Origin of the sequence: Candidatus Chlorohelix sp. (genome assembly GCF_037138995.1) — a bacterium.
GTDB lineage: Bacteria > Chloroflexota > Chloroflexia > Chloroheliales > Chloroheliaceae > Chlorohelix.
In genome coordinates, this window is record NZ_JBAXHI010000014.1 from 40,694 (window position 1) to 61,130 (window position 20,437).

A 20,437-nucleotide genomic window follows, 5' to 3' on the forward strand; every position below is an offset into this window, starting at 1 on the left:
TCCCCGCAAGTTCCTTTTTCAGTTATTTAGTTGCCAGAATATCGGCTTGTTCTTGCTGCCGATTCTTCAGTAGCAGAGCCAAGAACACCATAACCAGTGCCACTACTGCCACACATACAAAGGCTGCTTTATAGCCGCTTGTGCTGCCTCCCAAGCTATCCGCCACTGCTCCTACCAACGCCCCGCTCAGAAGTTGCCCAATGCCAGATGAAACCGGAAGCATACCCTGAGCCGCTGCGCGGTCTTCCAGCGAAGCTTCTGCCAGCAAGATATAGCGCAAGGGTGCGCCCAGCAAACCGCCCAAACCAAGCCCGATTATTATTTCAGCGACAATATAAGCCCATAACTGTTCGCCCAGTACCGATAGAATGAAGATACCGAGTGTGGTTGCAGTAGTTCCGAATAGTAAAACCTTTTTTGAGCCAAATTTATCGAGGTAGCGACCTGCCATAGGCGAACCAACCGCCATTGCCAGCACCACCGGCATCAAGAGGAAACTGGCGGTAGATTTGGTTACGGCAAAAGAGGCAACCGCCATCGCTGGTAAAAACACCATTGCGCCTTCACCTGCTCCCGCCCCGATGGACAAGCCGTTCACCAGCAGCATTTGCTTAGTTCCGAGCAAACGCGGGTGTATAATCGGGTCAGGGGCGCGTTTTTCTCTCCAAATAAAGAGCGGGATACAAATTAAGGTAAGCAGCAGGAACGGACCAACTTGCCATGATAGTAGGCTGGAAAGCAAATCCCCGGTTTCAAGCTGACTGATACCGATGGTCATGCCGCTCAACATTACCGTCAGCGCCAGCATACCAAGAGCATCGAAAGGTAGGCGAGTAGCGAGACGGGAGGTTGGCAATTTGCGTGCCGCCATCCAGATGGTAAATACGGCGAACGGCACATTGATTAAGAATAGCCATTTCCAGCTAAACAAAAGCAAAATGCCGCCCAGAATCGGACCTATGATAAAAGAAATGCCAAAAACCGCCCCAATTAAACCTAAAGCGCTACCTCGTTTATCTTCCGGGAAGGTGTCGCCTATAACAGCACCTGCCACCGGGAACACACCACCTGCGCCCAAACCCTGCGCGGCGCGTCCAACCAATAATAACCAGTAGCTTGGTGCAATCGCTACCAGTAAAGAACCTGCCCCAAACAAAGCAATATCCAATAAATAAACATTGCGCCGACCATAGCGGTCGCTCAGTTTAGCCATCAAGGGTGCGCCAATCAAATTTAACAGCACATAGCTAGTAAACAACCAAGATTGACCCCGTTCGTCAACCCCGAAATCTTGCCCAATAGCAGGCAAGGCGGGTCCAACAATAGCAATATCGAGTGCGCCCATTAGCACGCCAAGAAACAGGATTATCAATATCTGGCGGCGAGAGTTGGCTTCCATCCAGTTTTATTTCCTCCATTCTTAATCAATTGTTTTTTCAAAGAATAGCTTAGAAAAATGTAAATTTTGGTAAATAATAGTGTATTTTATTTCAATATAGCTATTTTTACAAATATAATAAATATTTACCAACTTTCTACTTGTTTTTACGGTTATTTTTAACCTTTGATGCTATAACTATTCAAGCATTGGAGTCCATCTTCAAACTGGACAGGAGAAAACGCGATGTCGAAGATAAAGCTTGCCACCGGTTTAGCTGCCGGAGTGGCAGGAGGGATTGGCTTGTACAAGCTGTTAAAGGCTAAAAAACTTGTCTCAATGCCCGGAGAGAAAAACTACAATCCGGTAGAAGAAAAAAAAGACCTGCTTCTTTCGGATATAAAACCCGGCACACTAACCAAAGTTAATGACGAACTTCAGTTTGCAGCAGAAAGCGTAAAAACTGCACTGCAACTGGGTTTATTACTCAGAGCATCTGCTTCTGAAGTTGCTGCCGGTTCAACATTAAGCCTGAATAAAAACGCCGACAAACGTCTGAAAATGGTGGGCGGTCTGGTAGGCGCAATTTGGGCTTCTGGCGCAATCGGGCATTTCACCAAGTTAAAAGAATGGCCCGCACTTTATCTGTATGTGTTTGGCTCATTCGGTCTTGCCGCTTATCTCGGTAAAAAACAAAATGGCTGGAAAGACATCTATATTACCAAAGATAATTTAGGCAAGGCAATCGCGCTAGGGCTGCTAGGTGGCAGCGTTCTGTTTATCTCAGATGTCGGCAATACCTACGTCTATTACAAACGTGGTGGCGCGGTAATGGAAGAGATGGAGAACATTCTGGTAAAACAGAAAATGATGTATCTGTTCCCCGTTCTCATCTTTGCCGAAGAATTTTTATGGCGCGGCATAATGATTTCGGCTCTCAAGGACAAGAAAGTTAGCACAGGAAAATCGCTATTGCTAACCACACTGCCTTACGCGCTGAATCACTTCTTTGTAGCTCCGGTAAGTTTCAAAGAACGCGCTCTAATGGCGGGTCCAATGGCAATTCCCATCGGCTTTATCGCAGGTTATCTGACCAATAAAACCAAAAACACATGGACTGGCGTAATCATCCATATGATGACCATGTTCTCTATGTTGCTGGATGTCTTCGTAATACCGAAGATGGTCAAAAAAGATAAAACTGCTTAGAACAAATCGGGATTGTAAAGTCAAAAACTTTACAGTTCCATTCCCCTCACACTACTCCACAGTGTTACGGGCAAAACTGCACAAGACTCGGTTCTTCTCCAGGAATCGAGTCTTCTATTTTTACTCCAAATTTCAATAAGTAGAGAAATATTACCGCCTCTGGATTCTTATGTCCATAGCATATCGGTATTGCTTTAGAATAATTTCGGGTTAATAATGGGTGAAGGCAGTATGTGTGGTCATTTCTCTATTCATTACTTCATTTCCCTCAAGGAGGAAATTAATGTTACTCAAGAAGAAAATGGCAGTATCATTCGTAGTGGCTTTATCTCTACTTCTTTCACTAGCACTCGCAGCATGCGGAGACTCAACTGCTACCCCTGCTCCAACTGCCACGCCAGTTCCAGCCGCACCCAACATAAGCGGGGTTAGTCTGGGAGGAATCAGCGGCTTGCAAGAAATTACAATTGATGCCGCGCTACTGGGCGATAGCCTGAAGCAGCTACCGGGCGCAGCGATTAAAATCTACGTCTCTGATGATACCATGGACAAAGTAGCCAGCACGCTCGATGCTGCCGCCATCAAAGCAGGCTTCGTCTTCGCAATGCCGGGCGAAACCAAACCTACTAAACAGGGTGATGCAATTGGCGCGTTTTATGCCAAAGGCGAAACCTCCGATATGCTCTTCGCAGTTACCCCTGTTACAGAAGACCCTTCGGCTCTGGCAACCCAATTGAACGTACCCGGCTTGAGCGCAGATGGAGTTAAAAAGATGGTTGACCAAATGAAAGGCAAGAAAACCATAGTGGTAATCCTAACCACCCCCGGCGTTATGTCCGCCATGTTTAAAGGCTTCGCAGATATGGGCGCTACCCCGACACCCACCAAGTAATTCGGAATAAGCAAGCTACCGACAAAAGCAGGCAAGAGTTATATCTCTTGTCTGTTTTTTATTGCTCAATTACGCAAAAACCCTGATTTTATTGACGCTACAATTGTGCTAAAGTTATATGCGCCGTCAACATAATAAACCAAACTGTATAGGTCTAGCGTGAATATAAGTAGAGCCAAACCCAAGCGGAACAGACGTAATTTAACCCCCATTCTGGTACTATTGCTCAACACTGGCTTGATGTGGTTTGGGTTTTTCATGTTAGTACCTTTGCTGGCGGTGCATATCACCCGTGACCTGCTATTGGGCGCAGGTATGGCAGGGCTGGTACTGGCTATTCGACAGTTCATACAGCAAGGGCTTGGTCCCTTCGCCGGACCAATAGCCGATTGGGCGGGCTATTCTAAAATGATGATGCTGGGCAATCTGGTACGGGCTTTGGGCTTTGGCTGGATTGCAGTAGCAACCGAACCGCTAGGTTTAATGTTGGGGGGCGTGGTGGCAGCGTTGGGCGGCGCATGCTTTGAAGCAAGCGGTAAGGCATCGCTGGCATACTACAGCAAGGGCTACAACCGCGAAAGTGTCTTTTCCCTCTCAATCACCGTAGGCAATGTGGGTATGGCACTAGGACCGCTGGTAGGCTCAATGCTGCTAAAATTCAATTTTATGGTGGTAGGAATGGTTTCCGGCGGAATCTATGTGCTGTGCTTCCTACTCATCTTGCTATTTGTACCAGAAATCGAAAGAGCCGAAAAAGCGCAGAAGAGCGTCAGACCGGGTGATATATTTGGCAAATTAGGGCTGGTATGGCGTAACCGCCCTTTCGTATTAGTCCATGTCCTTTTAATTGGCTATTACTTCCTGTATGTACAAATTAATATCTGCCTACCACTGATAGCGGTGGAACTGACCGGCTCAGAGGACAGCGTAAGCCTGATTTTCGCCATCAATAGCGGCATGGCAATCTTGCTGCAATTCTTCAGCATAAAATTAATCAGCAAGTGGATGAAACCGATTAGTGCCATTGGTATCGGCATCGCTTTCAGCACAGTGGGCTTGTTCGCCATTACTTTCGTATCAAACTATGCTCTATTACTGTTCTGTGTAGCAATTTACGCCTTTGGTCGCCTTCTAGTTGACCCCATGGCTTTTACGCTCACCTCGCGCTACGCCACCGAAGATACGCTGGCAAGCTTCTTCGGCTTTAGTTCGCTGGCGCTGGCATTTGGCGGGATGGCAGGTAACTTGCTAGGCGGTTGGTTATACGATACCGGAAAAGCAAACGGCTTTCCAGTTTTATGCTGGGTGGTTTTCGGGGCAGTGGGAGGGCTAGTCATCATTGGCGTAATAGCGTTCAAATTCTGGGAAGAACACTATTTGACCTCTGGCAAAGTTGCGCCACAGAACGAAATACTTGCCCCTTCTCCAGAAAATGAGTGAACCACCGCGCAGACAAGAATAAGGGGGCTAAAGGCGCATGACCTAAAGCCCCCAATATTTTAATAGATGAATACGGTAGTTCCGGCTTTAAGTTCGTAAATCAGACCTGCGTCATATACAGTAGCATTTACGCAACCGTGACTGCTCGGATAGATGCCAAAACTAGCATGCCAGTAAGTCCCGTGAATAGAGTAATCATCGTGAAAATAGCTCACATTACGGATTTGCTCCAAACGATAATAATCGGGGTTAGCCTTATCGCTGGCGCCACCCTCCATTGCCTGATTTCGGGGGCGATACCCACCCTCGATTTTATACGAGCCGGGAGGCGTGCCAAAACGCCACGAACCGCTAGAAATCAAGGTTTTATAGAGAAGTTTAGGACCGTCATACACCGCCATCATTTGGCTAGATAGAGAAACTGCAACCCAAGGACCTGAGAAAATCTGGGGAGGGGCAGGCATATCCGGCACAATAAACTTTTTGGTACTGCCGCTATATACGAATAAGTCAGGATTCTCATAAAACTGAAACCAGTTATCGTTAACCCCATCCAGTTTTTCGCCCTTAACTGTCTTCAAAGCTTGAATATGATTACCCTTGTATAGCCTTTGCAAGTAGGGTAAGGACTCAGTTTGAATCGGGTTTGGAAAAGAAGTACCGGGACCAGTACGGACATTCAGCATATCTGAAGTAACTTCATACCACTCCGGCTTCGTACCTGCAAAAATTGGTGTAATGGGAGAGCTATAAGCAGGTAATTTACCCTGATACCGCCATTTTACATAGTGCTGCCCTACATTGCCCATCTCAACCTTGTAGCCGTCTGGATTAGAGGGAGTATAAGTCAGAATACGTCGCTCGAAAGCCTGAAACAACACATCTTTATCTTTGCCTGCTACCTTCACCTTTGTCCAATAAGCTTCGGTAATGGGATAACCGGAACTGAAAAGCCAATTGTTGATTAATTCATCAGCGTATTGCCCATTTTTGTAAACGGGACCGGTTTTATTCAAAAACCCCCAAAAAGCAACCGGAATACCCAAATTACGCTGGATTGTAGTAATTTTAGCTTGTGGGTCGTTCTGGAAAGCATACTGAGGCTGGATACCACTAGGGGAAAGCGTGGTTTGTACCGTTGCGCCAACCTGATAACCAAGCGAGATATTATAATATTTGTTCAGGGAAGCATAAGTCGGGAAAACATTACCCGGATCACCTGCAACTGAAATGTCAGCCGGAGTACGAGCTTCAAAAGAGGTATCACCCTTCTGTAACGCACCAGTAATCATTTCAACGACAATCAAACCGTTGGTAATCGCTTCAGGCGTATTGCTGTCGTTAATTTCCATACGAGACTTGTCGAAATATTGCACAAGCCGGCTATTATAGGGTTTTGAGTCAGTATATTCTTCGTAGAAACCATCACCTAACGGCTTAGGTCCCCAATACCAGCTTCGAGAAGCCTTATTATCTACTATTGCCTGATCAGAATGCTGCCACACATTATAGAAGTTAGGATCGGCAAAGGTATTAATAGCTTGGTTTGTAGAACTAGCAGCCATAACAGGTGTTGGGGTTAAAGAGTTTAGTACAACGGTGAGGGAGAGTGTGATAATCAGAAATAAAATGAAATTTTTATGGGCTTTGCCCGACAAGAAAGTCATTATCTAACCTATTTTCTACGTTTCAAATTAAATCACTATGTCTGCACTTAATATGGCATAATCTAGAAACGGTAAACTACTGTGTATTGTAGTAATTCCATTAAAAATAGCTTAAAATGCCAAAAGTGCAAAAGTAGTGGTTAAGTGATTAATTCTAGTAAAAGTATTCTACAATAGAAAACGTATGAATTCCAGAGCGGTTACGCAAATAAAGCAATTATTTGGAGGGAAATAGGAAATATTGGCTAAACATTAAATTAATAAAATTTTATAACTTCTTGATTTGACGAAAAAAGGGTAAGCTTGTATAATCCACAAGGTTATGTCTGTAGAAATTCCGATAGAATTACCGTAGTTAGCTAAAGGGGTGAGCTTTCAGTAATGGTTAAACGAACTTGGCAGCCCAAGCGCATACCGCGCCGCCGTAAGCATGGTTTCATGTCTCGCATGGAAACTTCCGACGGACGCGATGTATTGGCACGCCGCCGCCGAAAGGGTCGCTGGCACTTGACAGTCAGCAACGAGCCGCGAGAGCCGCGCTAGTTGGGTCTGGAATGTTATGAAGCGGGCCTCTGGCTCGCTTTTTAATTTTTTATGGAGACTATCTTATTTTGCACTTGTGTATTATAATATACAAGGCTTTGGTAGCCCTAAATAAACTTGCCTATGAATAAGTTGTATCGGTTAAAAAAAGGGCGCGAATTTCAACGTGTGCGTGCAACTGGCAAAAGTTGGTCGCATCCGCTGTTGGTGCTTGTAGTCACAGGTAATCAATTAGGTGTTACCAAGCATGGCTTTGCAGTAGGAAAACGTTTTGGCAAAGCGCACGCCCGTAATCGCATCAAACGAGAAATCCGAGAAGCAGTACGTGTGCGGCAAGCAGGTCTAAAAATTGGTTATGATCTAGTTTGGATTGCGCGTAGTCAATTGAGCGAGCAAACCTCGTTCTGGGAAATTGATTCGGCAATTGAAAATTTGTTGAAAAGAGCGCGTTTACTAGAATTTACTCCTCCAGAGGTCACATCCAGACCAAAGAGTGAGCAAACAGCGCTGGTAAAAGGCACTTAGCCAACGCTTTCCTATTTTTTTTAATCTATTTTTGCGCTATTTGAGTATATAATAAATTTGTAACTGTGCTGTTGCCCGTTAAATGAGATACGCTTTTCTAGGTATAATTCGTCTCTACCAGCTAACATTTTCCCGCCTGATACCGTTGGGAACCTGCCGTTTCTATCCAAGCTGTTCCCATTACGGATACGAGGCTGTGCGGAAATATGGAGCGCTTAAAGGCGGTTGGATGGCAATCACCAGAGTGATGCGTTGCAACCCTTTTAATGTGGGTGGTTACGATCCTGTAGATTAAGCTAAATAATTCTTATCCATAAATAAATGCTCACAAGGAGGCAGTCTTAGTGTCACAAATATGGGATGCCATAGTTGAAGGAATGGCAAGCATTGTAAAGTTTTTTGCCAGCCTTGGAGGCAACAATACTGCCATAGGCATCATCCTGTTCACTATTGCCGCCCGCCTCATCATACTGCCGTTGACACTGAAGGCAGTACGCAGTAGCCGTGCAATGCAGGCGCTCCAACCCGAAATCAAGAAAATAAACGAACGGTACAAGGCTAAAGCGGGTGAACGCCTTTCACCTGAAAAAGCGCAAGCCAAACAGACTGAAATGATGGCGCTATACCGCGAATACAGCGTTAACCCATTGGCTAGTTGTTTGCCAGTAGCTATCCAGATACCGATCTTCTTCGCGGTTTACGGTGCGGTTTCCAAATCAATCGGCACAAATGACCCGCTAATTCAATTTGCACAAAACACTTGGAACCAATTCGCTCCTGACGCACTTGCCGCTACCACGCAAGCGGTAAATCTGGACTCCAGTTTTCTCTGGATAAAAACTCTAAAAGAGCCAGATCCATTATACATTCTGCCTATTTTGATGATTGTTTTCCAGTTCGCTACCCAACGTATGGCAATGCCCAAAGGGGGAGGCGCGGATGACCAACAACGCCGTCTGAATAGTATTATGCAGTGGATGCCGATTATATTTGGTTTTACCGCGCTAAGTTTCCCATCTGGGCCAGTTATCTACTGGGTAGCAAGCAGTATCTTCAGCACTGTTCAGCAGTATTTTATCACCGGCTGCCAATCGTTAAGCGATATACCCGGTCTGGGATGGTTGCCCACCAAAGAAATCAAATTACCGCAATTGGAAAAGAAAGCATTTGATGCCAGCCAGCCCCGCAAAAAAACTTTTATGGAGCGAATGGCAGAACAGCAAGATAAAATTGCTTCAGAAAAGAGTCAGCAACCCGGCGAAGGGACTTCCATTGAAACTGCTGCTGATGCCGGTAAGCCCATTTCTAATAATTTTGGGCGCAAGCAAGGCGCTGGTCCTATTACCAGCAAAGTAACAGCCGAAAGTGTAAACTTTGAGAAAGGTTCTGGCAAAACCGAAGAAGTAATCAAAGAGGCATACCGGCAACTCAGTACACGCCCACCAAAAAAACCTGCAAACGGGCGTAAAGGCAAGAAGTAGTTTTTTCTAAGTTTGGGGGAAATCAGGCAAATAAGCAGCAACCTTATTACATCGCTGCAAAACAACCGGGAGGATGAAATTCCAATATGCAGAGCGTTGAAGTACAGGCTCGCACCGTAGATGAAGCGGTTGGCATGGCCCTTGGGCGACTTGGACGAAGGTTTGATGAAGTTGATGTTGAGATTTTGAGACCGGGCAGTTCGGGGGTTTTAGGTATAGGCGCAGAGGATGCACTGGTTCGGGTTACTGTACGCAATCCGACAATGGCTCCACATAATGCCTACCAGCAAATGCCGCAACTGGGACAAACTTTTTACGGCGCACCGATGCCGCCCGCTGGCATCAACCCACCGCCGCGTCAAAGTTTTAGCCCTCAGGAATTGGCTGAAATCGGGCGTGAGGTAATCATGCAGATGTTAAGGCGGATGCGTTTGCAGGCACGCCCTCAAATTCAGATTCACCAGCAGATAATTGACCCTAATAGTGGAGAAGAGAACGAAAGCCCACTTGTTACTATTAACCTAGTTGGGAACGACCTAGGGCAGCTTATCGGACGGCGCGGCGAAACTCTGACCGATCTGCAATTCCTCTTTAACCTTATCCTGAATAAAAAGACCCGAATCTGGGGTAGGGTTATGATTGACGTGGAAGGATACCGTACACGGCGCAAAGATAATCTGATTAATTTGGCACGTCGCATGGCAGAACAGGTTATGGCAACGCGCCAGTCTATCACGCTTGAACCGATGCCCGCCTATGAGCGCAGGCTCGTTCACATGGCGCTGATTGACCACCCATATATTCGCACCGAAAGCTTCGGTGAAGGTGAAGAACGCAAGATTACTATCTTCCCCAAATAATTTTAAACTCAATTTAACCCCCTTCTCTTGAAAAGAAGGGGGCTATGAGGTTTTATGCGCCCTTCGCTCTTCTTTCTTACTATCGGGCATATAGCCGAAGATTTATTGCCGGATGGCTCCATTACACCCGGTGGAAGCGTTTCTTTTGCCGCGCTAACCGCTCGTAATCTAGGAGAACGCGCTGCAATCTTGACTGTTTCTCCCGATTATGTGCGACATCTAGACCTGTTCCACGATATTGAAATCAGAGGGCGCATCTCAGAAAATTCCACCCGCTTTGAGAATATTTATACACCGCAAGGGCGCATCCAATACCTACGTGGACGCGCTCCCAACATAGATATTGCCGATGTCCCCGAAGAATGGGCGCAACAAGCCGATATTGTCCACATTGGACCAATTGCACAAGAATGTGGGGCAAATTTGGCAACCATTTTCAAACACGCGCTGATTGGGATAACACCACAAGGCTGGATGCGTGCTTGGAATAGCGCCGACAATCGCGTGCGTCCTGTAGCATGGGAAAAAGCCGAAGAAATACTCAAGTATTCCGGTGCGTTGGTGCTAAGCGAGGAAGATTTGCCTAGAAATGAAGAAGGTGAAAGACTTCTTCAGAGTTATATTACCCACTGTCCGGTGGTAGCCTTTACCAGAGGTATTCATGGTTGCACCGTCTATTGGGAAGGGCAATCCTTTGACTCACCCGCTTACCCGGCGCGGGAGGTTGACCCTACCGGAGCGGGTGATGTGTTCGCCGCTGCCTTCTTCATCAAATTACGCGAAACCAATAATCCGCCAGAAGCAGCCCGCTTCGCCAATGCCGCCGCGTCTATCAATATCGAACGACCCGGTTTGAGCGGCGCTCCTACCCTTGCCGAAGTATTACAACGTGCCGCTAAATAAACCCCCTTTTTCAGATATGATACAATAACTTTACATCCACTTTTCCTTTATTTTCTGAGGTCTAATTGGCAGAACAACAGAGTAACAAAAGCATTGAACGTCACCTTATCAAGGTAAGCGGTATTGTGCAAGGTGTCGGTTTCCGACCATTCGTATATAGTTTGGCGTTACGTTTGGGCTTGAGCGGCTTTGTGCTAAACCATAGCGCGGGAGTTACAATCGAAGTGGAGGGAGAGAAGGAAAGCATCGCCCTGTTTCGGCGTTTGCTTGGCGAAGATGCGCCCCCCCTAGCCCGCATCAACTCGATAATAGCCGAATCGCTCGAACCATCAGACGAGAAAGGCTTCAGTATTCGTGAAAGCGTGCAGGGCGCAGAGCGGCTAACACTAATTTCACCTGATACTGCCACTTGCCCGGACTGCCTCAAAGAGCTTTTCGATACCACAGACCGCCGCTATCGTTATCCCTTTATTAATTGTACCAATTGCGGACCGCGCTTTACCATCGTGGAAGATGTCCCCTATGACCGCGCTAAAACCACCATGAAACATTTTCCAATGTGTGCAGAGTGCTTAGCCGAATATGCTACTCCGGCTAACCGCCGCTTTCACGCCCAACCTAACGCTTGCCCGGTTTGTGGTCCTCAGGTGCAATTACTTGGTATAGCAGGGCTTTTAGTGGAAACAGCCGACCCAATCCACGAAGCCGCTTTGCAATTGGCGAACGGCGCGATTCTAGCTATCAAAGGTCTGGGTGGTTATCATTTAGCGTGCGATGCCTATAACTTTGAAGCGGTTTCGCGCTTGAGAGAACGCAAGCGCCGTGAAGCAAAACCCTTTGCCCTAATGGTAAGAGACCTCGAAATTGCTGCTAAGCTGTGTGTTTTGGACAAGGACGAAGCCGCTTTGCTCCAATCCTACCGCCGCCCTGTTACCCTGTTGCAGCAACGCAAGGATAACCCTGCCGCTCCCGGTCTCGCTCCCGGCATGCAAACATTAGGGCTGATGCTTCCTTATACGCCCCTTCATTATCTGCTGTTGCACGATTTCGCAGCGATAGGGCGGGTGCCAGCCCTCGTAATGACCAGCGGCAACCTGAGCGATGAGCCGATTGCATATCGGGATGAAGAAGGCTTTAGACAGCTTTCAAGCCTTGCCGATGGCTTCCTTACCCATAATCGCCCCATTCATATGCGCTGTGACGACCCGGTTACACGCATCGTAGCGGGTAATATCCAGTTCTTCCGGCGCTCGCGTGGGTATGCCCCTGAGCCGATAAATTTGTCCTTTGATTCGCCGCTGCCGTTGCTGGCGGTGGGCGCATTTCTAAAAAACACCTTCTGTCTGGTAAAAGGCAAGCAAGCTTTCATAAGCCACCATATCGGCGACCTCGAAAACCTAGAGACTATCACCTCTTTTACCGAAGGAATTGACCATTTCAAACGCCTGTTTGATATTGAACCGGAAGCGGTGGCATACGACCTGCATCCCGATTTCCCTAACACCCGTTACGCGCTTGCGCTGGAAATGCCCCATAAAATAGGGGTGCAACACCACCACGCCCATATAGCAAGCGTAATCGCCGAACACGGGCTGGAAGGGAAAGTTATCGGCGTAGCGGCAGATGGTACAGGCTATGGAACGGATGGGAAAATTTGGGGAGGTGAGATAATGGTAGCGAACCTGTCCGGTTTCGAGCGACTCGCCCATCTGGAGTATGTGCCGTTGCCGGGAGGTGAGCAGGCAGTTTTACAGCCTTGGCGTATGGCGGCAGTCTATTTACAGAAGGCATACGGGCGCGATTTTACCACACTGGAAATACCCTTCACTCGACAACTAGATTTGAAAAAGTGGGAAATACTTTCAAAAATGATTGAACGGGGTTTGAATAGCCCGCTCACTTCCAGCTTGGGCAGGCTATTTGATGCGGTTGCTGCTCTTGTAGAAATCAGAACAGAGGTAATATACGAAGGGCAAGCAGCAATTGAACTGGAAATGCTGGCAGAAAGAACCGAAAGCATTTATCCTTTTGAAATTTTATCCGAGCGTTTGGATTTTTCTCCCGTTATACGGGCTATTGTGGAAGATTTGCAAAAGGGCGTAGGCACACCCCAAATAGCCGGACGTTTCCACCGCACCGTAACAGAGATGCTGGCGCAAACGTGCATGAATGCTCGAAACTCAAGCGGACTGGCGCAGGTTGCCTTGAGCGGAGGCGTTTTCATGAATCGCTTGTTGCTTACTCGATTGATAGCACGGTTGGAAGAACTGGATTTTAAGGTTTACATTAACCGTAAAGCGCCCCCCAACGATGGCGGTTTGAGTTTCGGGCAAGCAGCGGTGGCAATCGCCCGCTTGAGAGAAGGGCTGCTTTAGATTAGCAGGAGTGTAGGCAAACGGTCATATAAAGCGAAAAGTGATGCGCCATTGCACCACTTTTTAAACGGGAAAATAATAAGGGTATTTACAAATAGCTTACCGACGCGCTTCGGCAGTTACCCACGAACGGTGATATAACCAACCAGCACAGCCCATTAGTAAGAGGCATAGCGGCAAATAAGCCAGCGACCTGATTTGCACCATCGCCACAAAAAATAATAGCAATCCACCGCAAAGATGCGCCAATATAGCCAATTTAATATTTCGATCCGAAACCAGTTCCAAAAGAGACATTGTTATAGCGAACCAACTCGCGGCTATAAGCGCATATTCAATCGCCCCAGTCTGAAGTGACACATTGAATATTCCAAGAGAAGGAAGGATAAGCGCCATGCTTAATATAAGCAGTAAAAATTTCTTGTCTTTGCCATGGAAGTTAAATATTTGTTTCATTGCTAAATTCCTTCAATTAATTCGCCAAAAAATCTCTTCACAGAAATTCTATAATTGTTTTTGCGTTTTGACAATCCACATTTAGTACAAATCGCATAAATAGCTTTGTGCATTTTGCACAAATTAGGTTTTAAGTTTCGAGTACCTTAAAAATACGAGTGGTTTATTTATTTCACAAAGCTAAGCAACAACACGAATAAAGCCAACCGATTTAGTTTTGGGGAATATTAGAACTTATTTTATGTAGATAAGCGAAAAGTTGGAATTAAAAGCAGGGTTTTATCGGAGGGATAAGGGTTTCCCGTCATAAAAACAGGAAACCCCTCTTTTGAATCTAGCTCAAAAACAGTATTTCGCGATATTTAGGCAGGGGCCACAGGTCATCAGATACGATTAGTTCCAGCGCGTCGCAAACCTCGCGGATTTCGACCATCGCCGGCAGCACCTTGTAACCCAGTTTTTTCGCTTCTTTGTCCAAGTCCTCGTGATCGCCATGCTCGGTGGTCAGTTCCTCAAACTTGTCCATCAACTTGTGTAGCTTGTTGATTAACTTGCTAAGGGTCTTGAGTTGATCTACCTGATGACCGGGAGCATCTTCGCCTAGCACATCTTTCAGAGCTTGGATTGAAGAAGCCAACTGCTGCTGCTGTTTGTAGGCAGCCGGCAACACATAGACGTTTACCAGTTCCTTCAACATCTGCAATTCGATGTCCACGTCCTTAATGTAGCGCTCAACACGGACAGCGTAGCGGGCTTCGACTTCTTCTTGGGTAAAGATGCCGGACTTGATGAAAAACTCGATGGACTCAGGCTTAACCATTTCAGCCAACGCTTCAGGAGATTTGCGTAAATTAGGCAGACCCCGGCGAGCGGCTTCTTCTACCCACTCTTCGGAATAGTTATTGCCCTCAAAACGAATCGCTTTGGTTTCAATAATAACCTTCTTAACCACTTCCAGCACTGCCTTTTTGAACTCAACGCCGCTATCAAGGCTGGCTTTGATTTGGGCATATACCTCGTCCAACGCTTCGGCAACAGCCGCATTGAGTGTGGTCATTGCCGGAGAAATGGCGGCAGAACTGGCAACAGCGCGGAACTCAAACTTGTTGCCGGTGAAGGCAAAAGGCGAAGTACGGTTGCGGTCGGTGTAATCGCGGGCTACATCGGGCAAGTGCGAAATGTTAAAGCCGAGAATGCGGTCTTCAGTACCATTTTCGGTTTTTGTACCAGCCTCAATCGCATCCAAGATTCCGGTGAGTTGCTCACCGAGGAAGGCAGAGATAATCGCGGGTGGGGCTTCGTTCGCGCCGAGGCGATGGTCGTTACCGCTACCGGCAATAGCCGAACGCAGCAGACCGGAACGCTTGTACACGCCCTTGAGAGTTGCCACCAAGAATACAAGGAATTGCAGATTCTGGTTAGGGGTTTTGCCGGGTTCGAGCAGGTTGTTACCTTCCGAATCCTGCATAGACCAGTTGTTGTGCTTGCCGCTACCGTTTACGCCGGCGAACGGTTTTTCGTGCAGCAACATCGCCAAGTCGTGGCGGTCAGCTACGGCACGCAAGTATTCCATCACCATCTGGTTGTGGTCGGCAGCCAAGTTCATTTCTTCAAAGATAGGAGCAGTTTCAAACTGGCTAGGCGCTACTTCGTTATGGCGGGTTTTGATGGGAATACCGAGCTTATAGAGTTCAAATTCCACTTCCTGCATAAAAGACTGAATACGGTCTTTAATCGAACCGAAGTAGTGATCTTCCAACTGCTGACCCTTCGGCGGGGGCGCGCCGATGAGGGTGCGTCCAGTGGCAATGAGGTCAGGGCGAAGCATATAATAGGCTTTATCAATCAGGAAGTATTCCTGCTCAGGACCAAGGGTTGCAACTACGCGCTGCGCGGCGCTACCAAAGAGTTGCAAAATGGGCAACGCGCTCTTGTTGAGCGTCTCGATAGAGCGAAGCAGCGGGGTTTTATGGTCGAGCGCCTCACCGTTATAGGAAATGAAAATCGAAGGGATACACAGGGTTTTTCCATTTGGCTCATCCGCGATAAAAGCCGGGCTAGAAGGATCCCAAGCGGTATAACCGCGAGCTTCAAAGGTACTACGTCGTCCGCCGGAAGGGAAGCTGGAAGCGTCAGGCTCACTCTGGATTAGCTGAGAGCCGCTAAACCGCTCGATTGGCTGGTTTTCATCATCAAAGCTCAGGAAAGCGTCATGCTTTTCTGCCGTCAAACCGGTTTGTGGTTGAAACCAGTGACAAAAATGAGTTGCGCCGTTTTCGAGAGCCCATTCTTTGATGGCATGAGCTACTTCATCAGCAATGCTCCGATCCAACTTTTTGCCCTGCTTGATGGTAGCTTGAAGCTTCTGAAAGGTTTGCTTGGAAAGCTTTTCTTTCATAGTTTTCGTGCTGAAAGTGCTGGTACCATAAATATCAGTGACACGAAGATACTGACCGTCAGCGTTGCGGGGCCAATTGAATTGGCGAGTTTGCCGATGACTTACTTGATTAAGCGCCCACAAACGCGGATTGCCGCTAGGCAAATTTGCCATTTGCTGTTCCTCCTGAAAAATTTTGATGTAGCAGTTCTGTGGCATAAAAAAATCTCTTACGTATTATAACAGGTTTTTTAAAATGCATGAGCATATTGCACAATGAGTTTTTCGGATGCGATGACCAATTGGGCAAACAGTCTAATAGTTATGTTTTTAACAGAAAGCGATTAACGGTAAGTTGCTAGGTTGAGATTCCGCTTTTTTACAGCCAATAGAGGTTTAGAGAGCTTTTTACTGTGCCTGATTGTTGCAACTTCACCCTAATGAATCGGGACTACCCGCTTATCTGTTTTAATGTTTTCCAGTGAAATAATAAATCATTTCTATATTAATTTATTATTAACGCAAGGTATAGGCAAAATCCTTGTAGGACTGTATCATACTCTCAACTAGCGGCAATTTTAATTCAGGAGGAAAATAATGACCTATAATCCGCAAGAAGATATTCATAAACTGGTACAAGCCCAATTCGGACCGGTTGCCTCCGCTTATACCATAAGTGTAGGGCATGCTAACCCTGATGCGCTTGAGATAGTGGTTAAATTGGCACAACCGCTTGCCACCGACTATGCGCTAGATATTGCCACCGGGGCGGGACATACCGCCATGGCGATTGCGCCACATGTGGCTGAAGTAATCGCCTACGACCTCACATCACAGATGCTAGAAGAAACCGCTCGAAACGCTGCCGAGCGCAATCTGACAAATCTTGTCACAAAACAAGGCACGGCTGAATCTTTGCCATTCCCGGACAATACTTTCGATATTGTGACGGTGCGAGTTGCGCCCCATCATTTTGCCAACATCAAAAGCGCCGCGCTTGAGATGGGGCGCGTGGTAAAACCGGGTGGGCGGGTGGTAGTGGTGGATACTACCGTACCAGAAGATGAAACGCTCGACCGAGAAATAAATTACATCGAAAAGCTTCGAGACCCTTCGCATGTAAGAAACTACCGTTCCAGTGAGTGGGTTGCGATGCTGGAAGAAGCAGGTTTTAAAATCTTTTACAATGAGGTGGATTATTACACCGAGCAAGGTCAGATGAATTTTGCCAACTGGACGGGACGCATGCGTACTCCACCCGCAGCAGTAGCAGAGCTATCAGCCCTGTTTCGCAACGCTTCCCCCGAACTGATACAAGCGTTGGAGATTAATCTAGTTGGTGATGAGATATTCTTTAGCTTGCCAAAGATTACGCTTGGCGGGATAAAATAGTTCATAGCATTATCAGCCAATAAAAAAAGCGCGGGGCAGAGTAGGAAACTCACTATAACCCGCGCTATATTATTTTATTTTTCAGGCAAGGGGTTTAAGCCCACTTGCCTAGCGTTCCAATCAATTAGCGCATATCCTCCGCCACATTCGATACGGTGTTAGCGATACTGCGGGCATCCGCACGAGGCAGATAGATATAATGCCCACCAAGGCGACGCGCCAGATTAGCGGCATCCCCTTTGCTCAAGAAGCTAGTTTGAGTATCCAGCACTACACTGTTCAAGCCATTGCTTGCCAGCACCCCTGCCAATTGCTCTACTTCTTGAGTAGCGCGGGATTTGCGCTCTTCTTTGCCCAACCCAACGGTATCTTCAGTTTCTTCCAGCAGCACATTGCCGCGCCCATCGGTAATCAATACCACCATCGTTTTATTGATGCCCTGACGTTTTGCGCTCTCGCTCATGTTATAGGCGGAGAGCAGCGCAGAGGCGAGCGGAGTTCCACCGCCCACCGGAAGCACATCAAGCGAACGCTTGGCGAGTTCCACGCTCTGGCTTGGCGGTAGCAACACATCTGCCTGCCTACCTCTGAAAGAAATCAAAGCCACTTTATCGCGGTGAACATAGGCTTGCTGCAATAATTTGGTGACTGCGCCTTTTGCCTCGCGCATACGATTAAGCGCCATTGAACCGCTCGCATCCACTACGAACACAAACAGCACGCCCGCTTTGTCCTTGTAGCGTTTGATACGCAGGTCATCGGGTTTGATACGAACCCGGTTATCATTAGCGGACTTGCCTTTTTTCTCTTTAAGGTCGCTATCTCGCCTTAAAGTTTGGAAAGGCGCTGCTGCCCGAAGCGTTGCGGTAATGGCAAGCCGCCCCTGACCGGGCTTCCCTGCCACACTTTGCACATGCCTGCCGCGTTTCCAGTTATAGGTTTCGCCGCGACTACCGGCTTTACTGCGCTGGTTTCGCGCTTGCACCATAGACAGAATATCTTCCGGAACTTCCGAATCCATCGCGCTCATCACCAAATCTTGCAATTCCGGTTCTTCCTGCTTTTGTTCGGGCGGTTCGTCTTCGCTATCTTCCTCATTATTTTGTTCTGGTGGGGGCGGCGGCTCAGGCTCGTCCGGCTGTTCAGGCTCTTCCGGTTCGGGTTCGGGCAAGCGAGTAGCGCGGGGCAGCAGAACCAATTGCACAGCCGTTTTCAAATCATCATCATCTACTTCAGTGCGCCCTTCCAAAGCAGCGGAAGCTTTAGCAGCGTAGGCTGCAAAAATGTCGGCGCGATTGCCCATTACTCCCAAACGCAATGACGCTTCGGACAGTGCGCTAAACTGTTCATCGGTCAACTTGACGTTGGGTAGCGCATCACGTCCGGCGCCGATTAACGATTTGAGCAGGTTTGTTTCTTCTTCGTAATCAGCTTCGAGTTGTTCTGGAAAGCGGTCAAAAGTTATGGCTTGCCGCATAATCTGAGCGCGTAAGTCGGTACCGTTGGTCGGTTGCATAGAAATCATCAAACCAACCCGATCGGTTAAACCGGAGCGAACTTCGCCCTCACCGGGGTCAAATGTACCGATAAGAATAAAATTTGTGGGATAATCGGCACTTAAGCCCTCACGCTCTAATGCTAACCTACCGCGACTTAGCGAATCCATCAGATAATTACTTGGACCGGTATCGAGTAGGTTCAATTCGTCACAATACAAAATGCCCCGATTGGCTTCTGCCAACACCCCGCGTTCTGCCACACGCCTACCAGTTTGAAGCGTTGCTTCCAACGCCAACCCACCAAGCAAACGATCTTCGGTTATATTCAAAGGGAGGTCAATAAAGGGGGGGCGCACTTGCACCGTCTGGTAATCTGATTTTTGCTTGCAATCGCTGCACCAATCACTTGGTTTATCAGGGGAGCAATGCGAAGCGCAACCTACATTTGCATGTATGTCCGGTAGCAAATCGTGGAAACTGCGTGCCAGCGTGGTTTTCGCCGTGCCGGGACGCGCCGCAATAATAACACCACCCAAACGTGGTTCTATTGCTAAAATCAGCAAAGCTCTTTTTGCCAGCGTGTGTCCAACCACCGCTGCAAAAGGATATAGGACACTATCTCTGTAACCATTTTTTTGTGTAGAAGTCATCACAATCAACCCTCGCGTGATATAGTAAGAGCGCAAACTTATAGTACCTTGAGATTGAAATTTAGGGTGTAGCTATAGTTACAGTAATGCGTGAAGTTTCTCACCAATTCGATAGACTTAAAATTAGAATTATTCGGGCATCATAACGCTCAGTAACACTTCAACATTGTAGATGCGATGCGTGCGGCGACTCAAAGTGATACGAACCAAATCACCCAATTGCACCAAATCAAACACCCAGCGCGGCGTTTCAAGGGTAATCGGGTAAACCCCATGATTTCCCCGTGAAAGGGTTTCAGGTCTTTGCTCCAACAGTTCGGTTGAGAGGGCGGTAGGGTCTGGAGCAAAGCGGTATTCTGCTTCTGCCACATCACTATGGATTTGCCAATCTGGTTTGCCCAACCACCGCGCAAAGGAATCCGCCTGTACAATATTTACAATGCAGCGTTGCCCAATCGCTTCACGGTATGCCCAACTACGACCTCGCTCCTGCTTCCAGATGGTTTGTAAATCATGCAAAGTTACATAGCAAGCCAGTGTTTCAGGACCCTGCCACAAATCTGCCACTTGCTGGTACAACCTGAACAGACTCATAACCGCGCGAGAAGTGACATATATGATTGGGATTAACAGGGGTATATAGCCCTGAAAAGGGGCGCGAAATTCTTCCCAAACACCTAGCAGCAAACCGTACAGGAAAAAGCTTAGGGAACAAGTAATCAGAAATTCTCCCGAATAACGCAAAATAGCTACCAGAAACGCCCGTCGGTTTGCTGCCCCCATTTTTACT

General features: G+C 47.4%; 17 protein-coding genes. 11 read left to right on the forward strand and 6 right to left on the reverse strand.

Features of this window, described 5'->3' with window-relative positions; genetic code table 11:
- Nucleotides 1-22: 22 nt before the first annotated feature.
- Nucleotides 23-1,399 (reverse strand): MFS transporter, encoded by a 1,377-nt coding sequence (locus WCK19_RS08455; RefSeq protein ID WP_342396942.1) that lies wholly within the window; start codon nucleotides 1,397-1,399, stop codon nucleotides 23-25.
- Between the two features lie 225 nt (nucleotides 1,400-1,624).
- Here WCK19_RS08455 and WCK19_RS08460 point away from each other — a divergent pair, with 225 nt between their 5' ends.
- From WCK19_RS08460 to WCK19_RS08470, 3 genes are all read left to right on the forward strand, one after another.
- The gene (locus tag WCK19_RS08460) at nucleotides 1,625-2,587 is read left to right on the forward strand and encodes a type II CAAX endopeptidase family protein (protein WP_342396943.1); all 963 of its coding nucleotides are present in this window, start codon (nucleotides 1,625-1,627) and stop codon (nucleotides 2,585-2,587) included.
- Nucleotides 2,588-2,870: 283 nt separating this feature from the next.
- Nucleotides 2,871-3,479 (forward strand): hypothetical protein, encoded by a 609-nt coding sequence (locus WCK19_RS08465; protein WP_342396944.1) that lies wholly within the window; start codon nucleotides 2,871-2,873, stop codon nucleotides 3,477-3,479.
- Nucleotides 3,480-3,638: 159 nt separating this feature from the next.
- A complete protein-coding gene (locus tag WCK19_RS08470; RefSeq protein WP_342396945.1) occupies nucleotides 3,639-4,919 on the forward strand; it encodes an MFS transporter in 1,281 nt (426 codons plus the stop codon).
- Between the two features lie 59 nt (nucleotides 4,920-4,978).
- On the opposite strand, the gene WCK19_RS08475 is transcribed toward WCK19_RS08470, so the two are convergent.
- Nucleotides 4,979-6,586, reverse strand: coding sequence for a L,D-transpeptidase (locus WCK19_RS08475; RefSeq protein WP_342396946.1), 1,608 nt, complete (start codon nucleotides 6,584-6,586; stop codon nucleotides 4,979-4,981).
- 381 nt (nucleotides 6,587-6,967) lie between these two features.
- Here WCK19_RS08475 and rpmH point away from each other — a divergent pair, with 381 nt between their 5' ends.
- The 7 genes from rpmH (at nucleotide 6,968) to hypF (ending at nucleotide 13,273) form a co-directional block, all read left to right on the forward strand.
- Nucleotides 6,968-7,129 carry a 50S ribosomal protein L34 gene (gene rpmH, locus WCK19_RS08480; RefSeq protein WP_342396947.1) on the forward strand — a complete coding sequence of 54 codons (162 nt, stop codon included), beginning with the start codon at nucleotides 6,968-6,970 and terminating at the stop codon, nucleotides 7,127-7,129.
- Between the two features lie 123 nt (nucleotides 7,130-7,252).
- Nucleotides 7,253-7,654: a ribonuclease P protein component gene (rnpA, locus tag WCK19_RS08485; protein ID WP_342396948.1), complete on the forward strand. Its 402-nt coding sequence runs from the start codon at nucleotides 7,253-7,255 to the stop codon at nucleotides 7,652-7,654.
- Between the two features lie 82 nt (nucleotides 7,655-7,736).
- The gene (gene yidD / locus WCK19_RS08490) at nucleotides 7,737-7,949 is read left to right on the forward strand and encodes a membrane protein insertion efficiency factor YidD (protein ID WP_342396949.1); all 213 of its coding nucleotides are present in this window, start codon (nucleotides 7,737-7,739) and stop codon (nucleotides 7,947-7,949) included.
- Nucleotides 7,950-7,998: 49 nt separating this feature from the next.
- Nucleotides 7,999-9,135: a YidC/Oxa1 family membrane protein insertase gene (locus tag WCK19_RS08495; protein WP_342396950.1), complete on the forward strand. Its 1,137-nt coding sequence runs from the start codon at nucleotides 7,999-8,001 to the stop codon at nucleotides 9,133-9,135.
- 86 nt (nucleotides 9,136-9,221) lie between these two features.
- Entirely contained in the window at nucleotides 9,222-9,995 is a 774-nt protein-coding gene (gene jag / locus WCK19_RS08500) for an RNA-binding cell elongation regulator Jag/EloR (protein WP_342396951.1), read from the forward strand.
- Between the two features lie 54 nt (nucleotides 9,996-10,049).
- Nucleotides 10,050-10,898 (forward strand): PfkB family carbohydrate kinase, encoded by an 849-nt coding sequence (locus WCK19_RS08505; RefSeq protein WP_342396952.1) that lies wholly within the window; start codon nucleotides 10,050-10,052, stop codon nucleotides 10,896-10,898.
- Nucleotides 10,899-10,963: 65 nt separating this feature from the next.
- Nucleotides 10,964-13,273, forward strand: a complete 2,310-nt coding sequence (gene hypF / locus WCK19_RS08510; RefSeq protein ID WP_342396953.1) for a carbamoyltransferase HypF — start codon at nucleotides 10,964-10,966, stop codon at nucleotides 13,271-13,273.
- 99 nt (nucleotides 13,274-13,372) lie between these two features.
- Here hypF and WCK19_RS08515 read toward each other — a convergent pair whose 3' ends face one another.
- Together WCK19_RS08515 and WCK19_RS08520 are read right to left on the reverse strand one after the other, a co-directional pair.
- Entirely contained in the window at nucleotides 13,373-13,729 is a 357-nt protein-coding gene (locus tag WCK19_RS08515) for a hypothetical protein (protein ID WP_342396954.1), read from the reverse strand.
- A 334-nt stretch (nucleotides 13,730-14,063) separates the two neighbouring features.
- Nucleotides 14,064-16,280, reverse strand: coding sequence for a glutamine synthetase III (locus WCK19_RS08520; RefSeq protein ID WP_342396955.1), 2,217 nt, complete (start codon nucleotides 16,278-16,280; stop codon nucleotides 14,064-14,066).
- 423 nt (nucleotides 16,281-16,703) lie between these two features.
- On the opposite strand from WCK19_RS08520, the gene WCK19_RS08525 reads away from it, so the two are divergent.
- On the forward strand, nucleotides 16,704-17,498 hold the full coding sequence (locus WCK19_RS08525; protein WP_342396956.1) for a methyltransferase domain-containing protein: 795 nt from the start codon (nucleotides 16,704-16,706) through the stop codon (nucleotides 17,496-17,498).
- Nucleotides 17,499-17,622: 124 nt separating this feature from the next.
- Here WCK19_RS08525 and bchD read toward each other — a convergent pair whose 3' ends face one another.
- Nucleotides 17,623-19,647: a magnesium chelatase ATPase subunit D gene (bchD, locus tag WCK19_RS08530; RefSeq protein ID WP_342396957.1), complete on the reverse strand. Its 2,025-nt coding sequence runs from the start codon at nucleotides 19,645-19,647 to the stop codon at nucleotides 17,623-17,625.
- A 129-nt stretch (nucleotides 19,648-19,776) separates the two neighbouring features.
- Nucleotides 19,777-20,430, reverse strand: coding sequence for a hypothetical protein (locus WCK19_RS08535; protein WP_342396958.1), 654 nt, complete (start codon nucleotides 20,428-20,430; stop codon nucleotides 19,777-19,779).
- Nucleotides 20,431-20,437: the final 7 nt, after the last annotated feature.